This window comes from Streptomyces sp. NPDC020884, from assembly GCF_044333935.1.
GTDB lineage: Bacteria > Actinomycetota > Actinomycetes > Streptomycetales > Streptomycetaceae > Streptomyces.
This window is the reverse complement of record NZ_JBIRRY010000009.1, coordinates 387,102-400,681: the sequence shown is the minus strand read 5'-3', so window position 1 is coordinate 400,681 and position 13,580 is coordinate 387,102. Positions and strand designations below refer to the sequence as shown.

Annotated in this window: 12 protein-coding genes; 4 read left to right on the top strand and 8 right to left on the bottom strand. The window is 70.1% G+C overall.

Annotation, left to right across the window (positions count from 1 at the left end; translation table 11 throughout):
• The first annotated feature begins 198 nt into the window (after window positions 1–198).
• Window positions 199–723, top strand: coding sequence for a peptidoglycan-binding protein (locus ACH4UK_RS27495; protein WP_398360548.1), 525 nt, complete (start codon window positions 199–201; stop codon window positions 721–723).
• A 276-nt stretch (window positions 724–999) separates the two neighbouring features.
• Here ACH4UK_RS27495 and ACH4UK_RS27490 read toward each other — a convergent pair whose 3' ends face one another.
• Window positions 1,000–2,157 (bottom strand): acyl-CoA dehydrogenase, encoded by a 1,158-nt coding sequence (locus tag ACH4UK_RS27490; protein ID WP_398360650.1) that lies wholly within the window; start codon window positions 2,155–2,157, stop codon window positions 1,000–1,002.
• 207 nt (window positions 2,158–2,364) lie between these two features.
• Here ACH4UK_RS27490 and ACH4UK_RS27485 point away from each other — a divergent pair, with 207 nt between their 5' ends.
• Window positions 2,365–3,708 carry a UDP-glucose dehydrogenase family protein gene (locus tag ACH4UK_RS27485; protein WP_398360546.1) on the top strand — a complete coding sequence of 448 codons (1,344 nt, stop codon included), beginning with the start codon at window positions 2,365–2,367 and terminating at the stop codon, window positions 3,706–3,708.
• A gap of 128 nt (window positions 3,709–3,836) precedes the next feature.
• Here ACH4UK_RS27485 and ACH4UK_RS27480 read toward each other — a convergent pair whose 3' ends face one another.
• From ACH4UK_RS27480 to ACH4UK_RS27470, 3 genes are read right to left on the bottom strand one after another with little or no spacing between them, the layout of a single operon-like run.
• Entirely contained in the window at window positions 3,837–5,036 is a 1,200-nt protein-coding gene (locus ACH4UK_RS27480; RefSeq protein WP_398360544.1) for a dipeptidase, read from the bottom strand.
• 10 nt (window positions 5,037–5,046) lie between these two features.
• Window positions 5,047–5,595 (bottom strand): 5-(carboxyamino)imidazole ribonucleotide mutase, encoded by a 549-nt coding sequence (purE, locus tag ACH4UK_RS27475; protein ID WP_398360542.1) that lies wholly within the window; start codon window positions 5,593–5,595, stop codon window positions 5,047–5,049.
• Window positions 5,592–6,743: a 5-(carboxyamino)imidazole ribonucleotide synthase gene (locus ACH4UK_RS27470; protein WP_398360540.1), complete on the bottom strand. Its 1,152-nt coding sequence runs from the start codon at window positions 6,741–6,743 to the stop codon at window positions 5,592–5,594. The genes purE and ACH4UK_RS27470 overlap by 4 nt, the downstream gene beginning before the upstream one ends.
• A gap of 174 nt (window positions 6,744–6,917) precedes the next feature.
• Here ACH4UK_RS27470 and ACH4UK_RS27465 point away from each other — a divergent pair, with 174 nt between their 5' ends.
• A complete protein-coding gene (locus ACH4UK_RS27465) occupies window positions 6,918–7,439 on the top strand; it encodes a GtrA family protein (protein ID WP_398360538.1) in 522 nt (173 codons plus the stop codon).
• Between the two features lie 20 nt (window positions 7,440–7,459).
• On the opposite strand, the gene ACH4UK_RS27460 is transcribed toward ACH4UK_RS27465, so the two are convergent.
• Window positions 7,460–8,725: an ATP-binding protein gene (locus tag ACH4UK_RS27460; protein WP_398360537.1), complete on the bottom strand. Its 1,266-nt coding sequence runs from the start codon at window positions 8,723–8,725 to the stop codon at window positions 7,460–7,462.
• 79 nt (window positions 8,726–8,804) lie between these two features.
• Complete coding sequence (locus tag ACH4UK_RS27455) at window positions 8,805–9,482, bottom strand: response regulator transcription factor (protein WP_007450117.1); 678 nt, start codon at window positions 9,480–9,482, stop codon at window positions 8,805–8,807.
• A gap of 490 nt (window positions 9,483–9,972) precedes the next feature.
• Here ACH4UK_RS27455 and ACH4UK_RS27450 point away from each other — a divergent pair, with 490 nt between their 5' ends.
• A complete protein-coding gene (locus tag ACH4UK_RS27450; RefSeq protein WP_398360535.1) occupies window positions 9,973–11,472 on the top strand; it encodes a peptide MFS transporter in 1,500 nt (499 codons plus the stop codon).
• A 113-nt stretch (window positions 11,473–11,585) separates the two neighbouring features.
• Here ACH4UK_RS27450 and ACH4UK_RS27445 read toward each other — a convergent pair whose 3' ends face one another.
• Window positions 11,586–11,948 (bottom strand): hypothetical protein, encoded by a 363-nt coding sequence (locus tag ACH4UK_RS27445; protein WP_398360533.1) that lies wholly within the window; start codon window positions 11,946–11,948, stop codon window positions 11,586–11,588.
• Window positions 11,949–12,175: 227 nt separating this feature from the next.
• Window positions 12,176–13,567, bottom strand: coding sequence for a hypothetical protein (locus tag ACH4UK_RS27440; protein ID WP_398360648.1), 1,392 nt, complete (start codon window positions 13,565–13,567; stop codon window positions 12,176–12,178).
• Window positions 13,568–13,580: the final 13 nt, after the last annotated feature.

Genomic DNA, 13,580 nt, shown 5'->3' with positions numbered 1-13,580 from the left:
TTTCAGCGACGTCTCTGCAGGTCAGCACGGAGAGCGTCCCGAGAGTGCCTCACCTGCCCGGCACTTGTGGCCCCCGGGAGCCCGCCGCCGACACGATGTGGAGTGTCGATGAGCGGCACGGCAGAAGCCACCGCACCGGCCGTACGGACACCCATCTCGCATAGCGGAGTCCGTGCGCACTCCAAGGGAAGGCACCTCATGAACTCTCGTACGACACGAGCGAAACTGGCCGCCGGAGTCGTGGCCGCACTCGCCACGGGAATACTCGCCGTGGGTACGCCGCCGGCCGCGGCGACCCCCTCCGACGGGTACGTCAGTGGAGCCGACGGCTTCGGCGGCGACTGGGGCAACGAGGGGAAGCTGTCCACGACCTCGTACGACGACTCCAACGCCACGTGCCTCTGGCAGAAGATCCTCTGGGCGGAAGGCAAGCTCGCCTACGAAGGTATCGACGGCCTGTTCGGAATGGGCACGGACAAGGCCACAAAGTCCCTGCAGGGAGACTGGGAGCTTTCCCAGGACGGGGAGGTCGGCAACGACACTTTCGGCCGAGCGGACAACCAGTTGGAGCTTGACAGCTGGCACGTCGACACCGGATACAAGCTCAAGTACAACGGTAAGGTCCACGACTTCGTCCTGTACCGAAACCCGGCCGGCAACTACCGCTTCTACGCGAACGGCACGTACCGGCTCGCCGGCTACCACTACAACACCTGCAGCTGACGGATCACCAGCGGCGGGGCGGGCGCTGACGCCCGGCGCGGACAACCTCACCGAAGGACAGGCGGAGGTCGCCTGACAGAACCCATGCGAACGGCCCCCGGCAAAGCGCCGGGGGCCGTTTGTGCTGGTGCAGGTGAGAGGCGGTTTCCTGTCCGGCGTCAGCACAGGATTTCTCCAGCACGACGCCCGTGACCGGCCGAAACGGGCCCGACCGGAACGGAAGCCGATCACAGCCCGTGACCCCTCGAAAATGGCCGCTGAGCTGGGAAAACTCCGTTACGGCAGGTTGCGCGCCATGACGATGCGCTGGACCTGGTTGGTGCCCTCGTAGATCTGGGTGATCTTGGCGTCGCGCATCATGCGCTCCACCGGGTAGTCCCGCGTGTAGCCGTAGCCGCCGAGCAGCTGGACGGCGTCCGTGGTGACCTCCATGGCAACGTCGGAGGCGAAGCACTTGGCGGCGGCGCCGAAGAACGTGAGGTCGCCGTCGACGCGCTGGGACTTGGCGGCGGCCGAGTAGGTGAGCTGGCGGGCCGCCTCCAGCTTCATCGCCATGTCCGCGAGCATGAACTGGATGCCCTGGAAGTCCGCGATCGGCTTGCCGAACTGCTTGCGCTCCTGGACGTACCCCTTGGCGTAGTCCAGCGCGCCCTGGGCGATGCCGAGGGCCTGGGCCGCGATGGTGATGCGGGTGTGGTCCAGGGTCTTCATCGCGGTGGCGAAGCCGGTGCCCTCCTCGCCGATCATCCGGTCGGCGGGGATACGGACGTTGTCGAGGTAGACCTCGCGGGTCGGGGAGCCCTTGATGCCGAGCTTCCGCTCCGGGGCGCCGAAGGAGACACCCTCGTCGGACTTCTCGACGACGAACGCGGAGATGCCCTTGGAGCGCTTGGTCGGGTCGGTGACGGCCATGACCGTGTAGAACTCGGAGACGCCCGCGTTGGTGATCCAGCGCTTCACCCCGTTGAGGACCCAGAAGTCGCCGTCGCGCACGGCCTTCGTCTTCATTCCCGCCGCGTCCGAGCCGGCGTCCGGCTCGGAGAGGGCGTACGAGAACATCGCGTCGCCCTTGGCGAGCGGGCCCAGGTACTTGGCCTTCAGCTCCTCGGAGCCGGAGAGGATCACCGGGAGCGAGCCGAGCTTGTTGACGGCCGGGATCAGGGAGGAGGAGGCGCAGACGCGGGCCACCTCCTCGATCACGATGACCGTGGCGAGCGCGTCGGCGCCGGCGCCGCCGTACTCCTCCGGGACGTGGACGGCGTGCAGGTCCGAGGCGACCAGGGCGTCCAGTGCCTCCTGCGGGAAGCGGCCCTCCTCGTCGACCGCGGCGGCGAAGGGGGCGATCTTCGTCTCGGCGAGCGCGCGGATGGTCTCGCGGAGCATGTCGTGCTCCTCGGCCGGACGGTACAGGTCGAAATCGGTCGAACCCGCCAAGACGCTCACTCCCCAGATGCTAACTACCGTTAAGTAACTCAATTTTAGTGCGCCCACCGCCCGACGGCATACGTGTCGCGTACGTGAGCTTGCCGACAGGGGTGGGACATAGCGGATGCACCCGGCATATGGCGCGGTGAATTCCGGCCTCCCGGTCCCCGACTATGCTCGGTCCGCACGTCCGTCCGTATCTCCCAGGAGCACTCCATGGCCCTCAGGATCACTGTGATCGGCACCGGCTATCTCGGCGCCACCCATGCCGCGGCCATGGCCGAGCTGGGCTTCGAGGTCCTGGGGCTCGATGTCGTGCCGGAGAAGATCGAGCTGCTCTCCACCGGGCGTGTGCCGATGTACGAGCCGGGGCTGGAGGAGATCCTCCAGAAGCACGTCGCGGGTATCGAGGGCTCCACCGGGCGGCTGCGCTTCACCACCTCCTGGGAGGAGGTCGGGGAGTTCGGCGACGTCCACTTCGTCTGTGTGAACACTCCGCAGAAGCACGGCGAGTACGCCTGCGACATGAGTTACGTCGACAGCGCCTTCGAGTCGCTGGCCCCGCACCTGACCCGGCCCGTCCTGGTCGTGGGCAAGTCGACCGTCCCGGTGGGCTCCGCCGCCCGCCTCGCGGACCGGCTCGCCGAGCTGGCTCCGGCGGGAGCCGGCGCCGAGCTGGCCTGGAACCCGGAGTTCCTCCGCGAGGGCTTCGCCGTGAACGACACCCTGCATCCCGACCGGATCGTGGTGGGCGTGCGCAGCGAGGTGGCCGAGAAGCTGCTGCGCGAGGTGTACGCCGTGCCGGTCGCGGAGGGCTCGCCGTTCGTGGTGACCGACTTCCCGACCGCCGAGCTGGTGAAGACCTCCGCGAACTCCTTCCTCGCCACCAAGATCTCCTTCATCAACGCGATGGCCGAGGTCTGCGAGGCCGCCGACGGGGACGTCGTGAAGCTCGCGGAGGCCATCGGGCACGACGAGCGCATCGGGAAGAAGTTCCTGCGGGCCGGGATCGGGTTCGGCGGCGGCTGCCTGCCCAAGGACATCCGCGCCTTCATGGCGCGCGCCGGCGAGCTGGGCGCGGACCAGGCGCTGACCTTCCTCCGCGAGGTCGACTCCATCAACATGCGCCGTCGCGGCCACATGGTGGAGCTGGCCCGGGAGGCGGTGGGCGGTGACTCGTTCCTCGGCAGGCGGGTGGCGGTGCTGGGCGCCGCGTTCAAGCCCGACTCCGACGACGTACGCGACTCCCCCGCGCTCAACGTCGCCGGGCAGATCCACCTCCAGGGCGGCCAGGTGACCGTGTTCGACCCGAAGGGGATGGACAACGCCCGGCGGCTCTTCCCGACCCTCGGCTACGCGGACTCCGCGCTGGAGGCGGTGCGCGGCGCGGACGTCGTGCTGCACCTGACGGAGTGGCGCGAGTTCCGCGAGCTGGACCCGGCGGAGCTGGGCGAGGTGGCCGCCCGCCGGATCATCCTGGACGGCCGGAACGCCCTGGACAGCTCGGTCTGGCGCGAGGCCGGCTGGACCTACCGGGCGATGGGCCGCCCGAAGGCCTGACGGGCCGAAGCCGCGAAAGCCCGGTGGCCTGGTGACCGGGAAGCCTGATGGCCCGGCGGCCCGCAAGCCCGGTGGCTCGAAAACCCGCCACCCCCGGCCCCTCCTCGCGGAGGGGCCGGGGCGGCCGGTCAGCCGAGTGGGCCGTCCAGCTCCGTGATCGTCGCGTGGGACGGGCCGCGACCGCTCTGCTCGTCGCGCGCGACGGCTTCCGCGTCGCGCAGCACCCGTACGGAGTTCTGCCAGGTCAGCTTGGCGAGGTCGCCCTCCGACCAGTTGCGCCGCAGAAGCTCGGCGATCAGGTTCGGGTAGCCGGAGACGTCTTCCAGGCCGCGCGGGGTGAACGCGGTGCCGTCGTAGTCGCCGCCGATGCCGATGTGGTCGACGCCCGCGACCTCGCGCATGTGGTCGAGGTGGTCCGCGATGGTCGCCGCGGTGGCCTCGGGGCGCGGGTGGGCCGCCTCGAAGTCCTCGTGGATGCGCATCGCGACCGGGGTGGTGTCGAGGTGGTGCAGGCCGTGCTCGCGCATGTTGCGGTCGGCGGCCAGGGTCCAGGCGACGGCCTCGGGCAGCACGAACTTCGGGACGAACGTCGCCATCGCCACGCCGCCGTTGGCCGGGAGGGCCGCGAGCACGTCGTCGGGGATGTTGCGCGGGTGGTCGCAGACGGCGCGGGCCGAGGAGTGCGAGAAGATCACCGGCGCGGTGCTGGTGGCGAGCGCGTCGCGCATGACGCCGTCGGCGACGTGGCTGAGGTCGACCAGCATGCCGATGCGGTTCATCTCGCGGACGACCTCGTGGCCGAAGGCGGAGAGACCGCCGAGGCGCGGCAGGTCCGTCGCGCTGTCGGCCCAGTCGATGTTGTCGTTGTGGGTGAGCGTCATGTAGCGGACGCCCAGGTCGTGCAGGGCGCGCAGGGTGCCCAGCGAGTTGTTGATGGAGTGGCCGCCCTCGGCGCCCATCAGGGAGGCGATGCGGCCCTCGGCGCGGCCCTTCTCCAGGTCGTCGGCGGTGAGCGCCCGGCGCAGATGCGTCGGGTAGCGGGCGATGAGCTCGCCGACGACGTCGATCTGTTCCAGGGTGGCGCTGACGGCCGCGTCGCCGGTCAGGTCGGTGCGGACGTACACCGACCAGAACTGGCCGCCGACCCCGCCGGCCCGCAGCCGGTTCAGGTCGGTGTGGAGCAGGCCGCGCTGGTCGGCGGCGATGTCCCGGGCGTCGAGGTCGTAGCCGACCTGTTCACGCAGGGCCCAGGGGAGGTCGTTGTGGCCGTCCACGACGGGGTGGACGGCGAGGAGCTCGCGGGCCCGCTGCAGGTAGGCGTCGTTCATGTGCCGCCCCCTACTTTCCGAAGCCGAAGGAGTCCGCGCCCTGGACCTTGGCGCGCAGGCGTTTGCCCTTCTCGGTGGCCTGGTCGTTCAGCTCCTGCTGGAACTCCCGCATCCGGTCCTGCAGCGCGCTGTCGTGCGCGGCTAGGATCCGGGCGGCGAGCAGGCCCGCGTTGCGCGCGCCGCCGACCGAGACGGTGGCGACGGGGACGCCGGCGGGCATCTGGACGATGGAGAGCAGGCTGTCCATGCCGTCCAGGTACTTCAGGGGCACCGGGACGCCGATGACCGGCAGCGGGGTGACGGAGGCCAGCATGCCGGGCAGATGGGCCGCGCCGCCCGCGCCCGCGATGACCGCCTTCAGGCCGCGGCCCGCGGCGTGCTCGCCGTACGCGATCATCTCGTGCGGCATGCGGTGGGCGGAGACGACGTCGACCTCGTAGGGGATCTCGAACTCGTCGAGCGCCTTGGCGGCGGCCTCCATGACGGGCCAGTCGGAGTCCGAGCCCATGACGATGCCTACGAGAGGGGCGGCGGGGGACCCGGTGCCGGGAGAAGTCATTCGGTGATCGTTCCTCGCAGGTAGTCGGCCGCGTGCCGGGCGCGCTCCCGCACGTCCGCCAGATCGTCGCCGTAGGTGTTGACGTGTCCGACCTTGCGGCCGGGTTTCACGTCCTTGCCGTACATGTGGATCTTGAGCTGCGGGTCGCGGGCCATGCAGTGCAGGTACGCCTGGTACATGTCCGGGAAGTCGCCGCCCAGGACGTTGCACATGACCGTCCAGGGGGCGCGCGGGCGCGGGTCGCCGAGGGGGAGGTCGAGGACCGCCCGCACGTGGTTGGCGAACTGGGAGGTGATCGCGCCGTCCTGGGTCCAGTGGCCCGAGTTGTGGGGGCGCATCGCCAGCTCGTTGACCAGGATGCCGGGCTTCCCGTCGGGTCCGCGCGTCTCGAACAGCTCGACCGCGAGGTGGCCGACGACGCCGAGCTCGGCGGCGATGCGGAGCGCGAGCTGCTGGGCCTCGCCGGCCAGCTGCTCGTCCAACTCCGGGGCCGGGGCGATCACCGTGTCGCAGACGCCGTCGACCTGGAGGGACTCGACGACCGGGTAGGCGACGGCCTGGCCGTGCGGGGAGCGGACGATGTTGGCCGCCAGCTCCCGCACGAAGTCGACCTTCTCCTCCGCGAGGACCGGGACCCCGGCGCGGAACGGGTCGGCGGCGTCCGCCGCGGAGCGGACCACCCACACGCCCTTGCCGTCGTAGCCGCCGCGCACGGTCTTGAGGATGACGGGGAAGCCGCCGACCTCCTCGGCGAACGCGGCGGCGTCGGCCGGGTCGCTCACGATGCGGTGGCGGGGGCAGGGGGCGCCGATCTCCAGGAGCTTGGCCCTCATCACCCCCTTGTCCTGGGCGTGCACCAGGGCATCGGGGCCGGGGCGCACGGGGATGCCGTCCGCCTCCAGGGCCCGCAGATGCTCGGTCGGCACATGCTCGTGATCGAAGGTGATCACGTCGCAGCCGCGCGCGAAGGCGCGCAGCGTGTCCAGGTCGCGATAGTCGCCGATGACGACCTCGCTCACCACCTGGGCCGCCGAGTCCTGGGGAGTGTCACTGAGGAGCTTGAATTTCAGGCCGAGGGGGATGCCCGCCTCGTGGGTCATACGGGCGAGCTGACCGCCGCCGACCATGCCGACTACCGGGAACGTCACGCCTCCAGGGTATCCGCCGCGCCGGTGGTTTCCGGACGGGCGTACGGCGTCGTCCGGCCACCGCCCTCATGGACTCACGGGCGTCACACGGGTGGGCTGGTTAGCATGGCGGGGTTGACGTGGTTGCGTCGACGTCATCCAGACGCCTTCCAACGGACGGGGCCAGCGATCACCATGAGCGAACGGGGCGCACTGCGGACCCGGCTTGAGCTGCTGGCCCGGGAGGTCGCCAAGTTCGGCGCGGTCGGCGCTTTCGGCCTGCTGGTCAATATCGCGGTCTTCAACCTGCTGCGGCACACGACGGACCTCCAGGTGGTCCGGGCGAGCGTGCTGGCGACGTTCGTCGCGATCCTCTTCAACTACGTGGGCTTCCGCTACTGGACCTACCGGGACCGCGACAAGACCGGCCGGACCCGCGAGCTGGTCCTCTTCCTGCTGTTCAGCGCGGTGGGCGCGGTGATCGAGACGGGCGTGCTGTACCTGGCCACGTACGGCTTCGGCTGGAACACCCCGGTCCAGAGCAATGTCTTCAAGATCGTCGGCATCGGGATCGCCACCCTGTTCCGCTTCTGGTCCTACCGGACCTGGGTCTTCAAGACCCTGCCTGCCAAGGAGGCCGTGCTGAGCGCGGAACGGTTTCTGGAGCAGCGCCGGCCGGCGGAGGAGCGAGTAGCGCCCGACCCCGTACGGAACTGACCCGCCGGCCCCGTCGTTGTTCAGCGCACCGGGCGCTCGGGGTCCGTGCGATCGACCGGGACCCGGCTGAGGAAGAGCGCGAAGACCGCCGGGTGCTGCTGGAGCAGCTCCAGCCGCCCGCCGTCCGCCTCCGCGAGGTCGCGCGCGACGGCCAGGCCGATGCCGGTCGAGTTGCGGCCGCTGATGGTCCGCTCGAAGATCCGCGCCCCCAGTTCGGCGGGGACGCCGGGGCCCTCGTCGGTGACCTCGATGACCGCCTGGTTGCCGGTGACCCGGGTGCGCAGGGCGACGGTGCCGCCGCCGTGCATGAGGGAGTTCTCGATCAGCGCCGCCAGGACCTGGGCGACCGCGCCCGGGGTGCCGACGGCCTTCAGCCCGTGCTTCCCGGAGCAGACCAGCGCGCGGCCCGCGCTGCGGTAGGCGGGGCGCCACTCCTCGATCTGCTGCTTGACGATCTCGTCGAGGTCGAAGACGACGGCGGAGCCGGTGCGCGGGTCGCGGGAGTTCGTCAGGAGCCGCTCGACGACGTCGGTGAGGCGCTCGACCTGGGTGAGGGCGATGTTCGCCTCCTCCTTGACCGTCTCGGGGTCGTCGGTGACGGAGATCTCCTCGATGCGCATGGAGAGCGCGGTCAGCGGCGTCCGCAGCTGGTGCGAGGCGTCCGCGGCCAGCCGGCGTTCGGCGGTGAGCATCCGGGCGATCCGCTCGGCCGAGGAGTCCAGCACGTCGGCGACCCGGTCGAGCTCGGGCACCCCGTACCGCTTGTGGCGCGGGCGGGGGTCTCCGGAGCCGAGGCGTTCGGCGGTCTCGGCGAGGTCGGTGAGCGGGGAGGCCAGCCGGTTGGCCTGGCGTACGGCGAGCAGCACGGCCGACACGATCGCCAGCAGCGCCACCGCCCCGATGATCAGGAGGGTGCGCCCGACCTCGCGGGTGACGGCCGAGCGGGATTCCTCGACGGTGACCTTCTCGCCCTGCTCCCCGGTCTCGGTGGCGCGCAGGACGCTGCCGGTGGGGCGTTCGCCCACGGAGATGGGGTCGCGCCCGGGGATCTCGATGAGCGCGTACCGCTTGGGGTCGATCTGCTCGGCCAGCACCCCGGGGTTGATCCGCTCCGAGCCCAGCAGCCGGCTCTCGACCACGCTGATCAGCCGGAGCGCCTCGGACTCGACGCTCTCCTGGGCGCTGGCGCTGATGGTGCGCGTCTCCACGATCACCAGCGAGACGCCGAAGACGGCGATGACGACGAGCACCACGGCGAGCGTGGAGTTGATCAGCCGGCGGCGCATACCCGCCTCATCGGATCGTCGGGACGCACGTCGGTACGCACGTCAGGGCAGTCTTCGCAACGCATGGGAGCTTCGTACGTCAGCTCTTCTCGAACCGGAAGCCGACGCCCCGGACGGTGGCGATGTAGCGCGGATTGGCGGCGTCGTCGCCGAGCTTCTTGCGCAGCCAGGAGATGTGCATGTCGAGGGTCTTGGTGGAGGACCACCAGGTGGTGTCCCAGACCTCGCGCATCAGCTGGTCGCGGGTGACGACCCGGCCGGCGTCCCGGACCAGGACCCGCAGCAGGTCGAACTCCTTGGCGGTGAGCTGGAGTTCCTCCTCGCCCATCCAGGCCCGGTGCGACTCGACGTCGATCCTGACCCCGTGGGTGGCGGGCTGCGGGACGGGCTCGGAGGCCCCGCGGCGCAGCAGGGCGCGGACCCGGGCGAGCAGCTCGGCGAGCCGGAACGGCTTGGTGACGTAGTCGTCGGCGCCCGCGTCCAGGCCGACGACCGTGTCGACCTCGTCGGCGCGCGCCGTCAGCACCAGGATCGGGATGGTGTGGCCGCCGGCCCGGAGCCGTCGGGCGACTTCGAGACCGTCCATCCCGGGCAGCCCCAGGTCGAGGACGACCAGGTCGATGCCGCCCTGGAGTCCGGCGTCGAGCGCGGTCGGACCGTCCTGGCGGACCTCGACCTCGTAACCCTCCCGACGCAGGGCGCGGGCCAGTGGCTCCGAGATGGATGCGTCGTCCTCGGCGAGCAGTACACGGGTCATGGACTGATGGTAGTCCGGACGGGGGGCCGGGAGTGAGGCCCACGGCGCTACCTGCGGGTCAGCGACACAAAGAGGATGGGCACCTTTGAATATGGGAGTCTGGTTCCATCCGGACCTGTGATCCATGTCTCAAGTCCTTTCATATCCCGCTGTGTCGTGTCGTATGGTGTCCGAACGCCTGTTGCACTACTCAAGGACCTTTGGGCAGCCATGAGCGCCAAGGGTCTCTTTTGTGTGCGGGGCCGGTACCCGCCGGCCTGTTAACCGAGTGAATGACCTGTGAGCCGGGCCCGGAGCGCGAGAACGCGTGACGGGCGTGGATCCCGACGCGGTTCCTCCCCGCTCCGCCGCCGCATCTCCGCCAGGAGTCCGGCCGTACGGAGCGCGTCCCCCAGGCGTGGGGACGGGGTACGCCGCGCCGGTGCCGGCTGCCCCCCACCGGGCGCGTAACGCTCACGAGGCGACGCGTCCCGACCAGCAAGGATCGACCATGGCGTCCAGCCTGACGAAGGATTCGCCCCATCCCGGGGAAAAGACCTTCTTCGGCCATCCCCGCGGTATGGCCACCCTGTTCATGACGGAGATGTGGGAACGCTTCTCCTGGTACGGGATGCGCGCCATCCTCACCCTGTACTTGGTGGCCGCCGTGCTCGACGGCCCCCTGGAGGGCCGGGAGGCGCTCGCCGCCTCCATCTACGGCGTCTACAACGCCGTCGTCTACATGGCCGCGATGCCCGGCGGCTGGGTCGCCGACCGTCTCTGGGGCGCCCGCAAGGCCGTCCTGGTCGGCGGCATCGTCATCGCGCTCGGCCACTTCACCCTGGCCCTGCCGAGCGACATCGCGTTCTTCGTCGGCCTCACCCTGATCGCGGCCGGTACGGGCCTGCTGAAGCCGAACATCTCGGCGATGGTGGGCGCGCTCTACGAGGGGCAGTCCAGCGCCCGCCGTGACGCCGGTTTCACCCTCTTCTACATGGCGATCAACATCGGTGGCCTCGCCGCCCCGCTGCTGGTCGGCTACCTCGGCGAGAACGTCAACTGGCACCTCGGCTTCGGTGTCGCCGGTGTCGGCATGACCTTCGCGGTCATCCAGTACGCCCTCGGCTCCAAGCACCTCGGCGAGATCGGCAAGCTGCCCGCGAAGCCCGCCTCTCCCGAGGAGCGGCGGCAGATGCTGCGCAAGGTGGGCCTGTGGTCCGGCGTCGCGGTCGTCGCGCTGCTGATCGACCTGGCGCTGGGCACGTACGACATAGAGCACATCGTCAACGTCCTGGCCGTCCTCGGCGTCGTCGTGCCGATCGTCTACTTCATCTCGATCTTCCGGGACCCGGCGCTGACCAAGGAGGACCGGCCGAAGATCAAGGCGTACGTGTGGTTCTTCATCACGGCCGTGCTCTTCTGGATGATCTACGACCAGTCCGGCTCGCTGCTGACGATCTTCGCCGACAATAAGACGGACCGCCTCATCGGCGGCTGGGAGTTCCCGGCCTCCTGGCTGCAGTCGGTCAACCCGGCCATGGTCATCATCCTGGCCCCGATCTTCGCCGGGCTCTGGGTCAAGCTGGCCACCCGCAACCGTGAGCCCAGCACCCCGATGAAGTTCGCCCTGGCGATGCTCCTCATCGGCGGCTCCTTCGGCATCATGGGCCTGGCGGGCGCGGCCGCGGCGAACAGCGACACCGGCAAGGTCACCGTCTTCTGGCTGCTCGCCGTCTACCTGGCGCAGACCATGGGCGAGATGTGCCTCTCCCCGGTCGGCCTGTCGCTGTCGACGAAGCTGGCGCCGAAGATGTTCATCGGCCAGATCATGGGCCTGTGGTTCCTGGCCACGTCGACGGGCAACGCCCTGAACGGCTGGACCACGAAGCTCAACGCCCCGCTGGGCGACGCCGCGTACTACACGTTGCAGGCGGTCGTGGCGGTCGCGGCGGGCATCGCCTTCATGGTGGCGGGACGCAAGATCCGCGCTCTCATGGGCAACGTCAAGTAGCGAGGCCCCCGGCGACGTCACACCGTCGCCCCGGTCACGCCCGAACACGGCAACGGGTCCGCACGAGCTTCTCGTGCGGACCCGCTGCCGTTCGGTTCGGGCGGTCGCGACGACTACTTGGTCTCGACCTTGACGCTCCGCAGGAAGCTGCTGAACCCGCACTTCACCGAGGACTTCTGGCTGGGCTTCTTCCAGCTGCCCATCACCGTCCACGGAATGGTGTGCTCGGCTCCGCGCCCCCGGACCACATCGCAGACGAGCACGGCACGGTGCTTCTTGACGCTCTTGCCCTTGGCGGACTTCTTGCAGGCGGAGGTCGACACCGGGCGCCCCAGCGAGAGGCTGGGCGTCGCCTTGCAGCTGTACTTCGCACCGGCCGCCGCAGCCGGCGCGGCGGTGGCCAGCGTCAGTCCGGACGTCATCAGCAGGCCGGCGAGCACGCCCGTCGCAGCCTTCTTCCCCCAGGTCACGTTCATGGTGTTCCTTTTCTCAACCCGTGCGGCAGCAGCAGGTGGTCAAGCCTGCCGGACAGTTCCGCACCCAGACGATGCCCTTCGCTGCTGCGAAGAGACGCACGGGAAACCTAGCCTTGTCGATCTTGTGCGAGCAAGGCGCGGCGGGTGATTTGAGCAAGTTCAGAGCATGACGGGGGCTCCGCCAGGAGAGACGCTCTCCGGGCGGAGCCCCCGCACGTGGTCCCGGCTCAGCGCATGCCGCGCAGCTTTCGCCACGGGGTGAACGTGAACACCGCGCCGCCCAGCAGGATCGCCGTGCCGGCGACCAGGCCGAGCGCCCTGAGCGCGCCGTCGCCCTCGGCCCCGGTGGCGGCCAGGCCGCCGCCGGAGTCCGTGCCGCCGCCGGACGCCGCCGCTCCGCCGGAGCCGGTCGCGCCGCCGCTCCCGCTGCCGCCGGACGCGCCGCCCGGCTGGGCGGAGGTGTCCAGCTCCAGGGAGACGGCCACATCGTCGGGCGGGGTGCAGGTGGTCGTCGTACCGGCGGCCATCACCGTCAGGACACCGGGGCTGAGCGTGGACTTACCGCTCGCGCCGGGCTTGTAGGTGCCGGTGAGATCGGGGATCTCGATCGGCGCACCGGTCTTGATGACCTCCTTGTTCAGCGGTCCCTCGACCTTGACCGTGCCCTGGTCCGCCCCGCCGAGCTTGACGTCCATGGATGGTTTGACCTGGTTGGCCGGAATGTCGATCGGGCTGTCCATCACGGACTCGCTGAACTTCACCGTCAGGTCGTACGCGCCACCGTTCTTCTTGGCGCTGATCCGGACGGGCGAGGTGGCGTTCTTGTCCCCGATCGGGGTCTTGCACGCGTAGGCGACGGACACCTCCTCGCCGGGGAAGTCGGTCTCGCCTCCCCCGCCGCCGGTGCTTCCACCGGACGTGGTTCCTCCGGTGTCCGCGCCGCCGTCCGCGCCGCCCGAGCTCGTGCCGCCGGAATCTGCGCCTCCGGACGTGGTTCCCCCGGTGTCCGCACCGCCCGCCGTGGTGCCGCCGGTGTCCGTGCCCCCGCTGTCCGTGCCCCCGGAGGTCGTGCCGCCCGTGGTGGAGCCGCCGCCCTCGGTGACCTTGACCGTGACGCCCGGCTGGACCTGTTCCTTCGGCGTGCACTTGGTGTCCGTGGAGATCGGCTTGGACACGTTGATGTTGTACGCGCCCGGCGTCAGCGTGATCTCGCCGGCGGCCTCCAGCTTCAGCGTGCCCTTCATGTCGGGCAGCACCATGGGGCTGTTCTTGGGAATGGGCGGGTTCTGCCGCGGGCCCTCCAGCTTCAGTTCGCCGCTCGCCGCACCGCCCAGGGTGACGGTTCCGGTCGGCTTGACCGTGTCCGCTCCCAGGTCCAGCACGTCCGGGTTCTTGGACGCGGCCTCGACCGTCTTCCAGACGACCTCGATCTCGTCGCCCACCTTCGCCTCGGCCGGGGCGGTCAGCTCCACCTTCGTGGTGCCCTGCACAGCGGGCAGTCCCGAGATCGGCGGCGGAATGCACTCCGTCGCGTAACTGACCTCGGCGGCCTGGGCCGGGCTCGCGGCCATCAGGATGCCCGCGCCGCCGAGCATCAGCGCGACTCCGGCCGCGCTCATCCTCCGTTGCGTG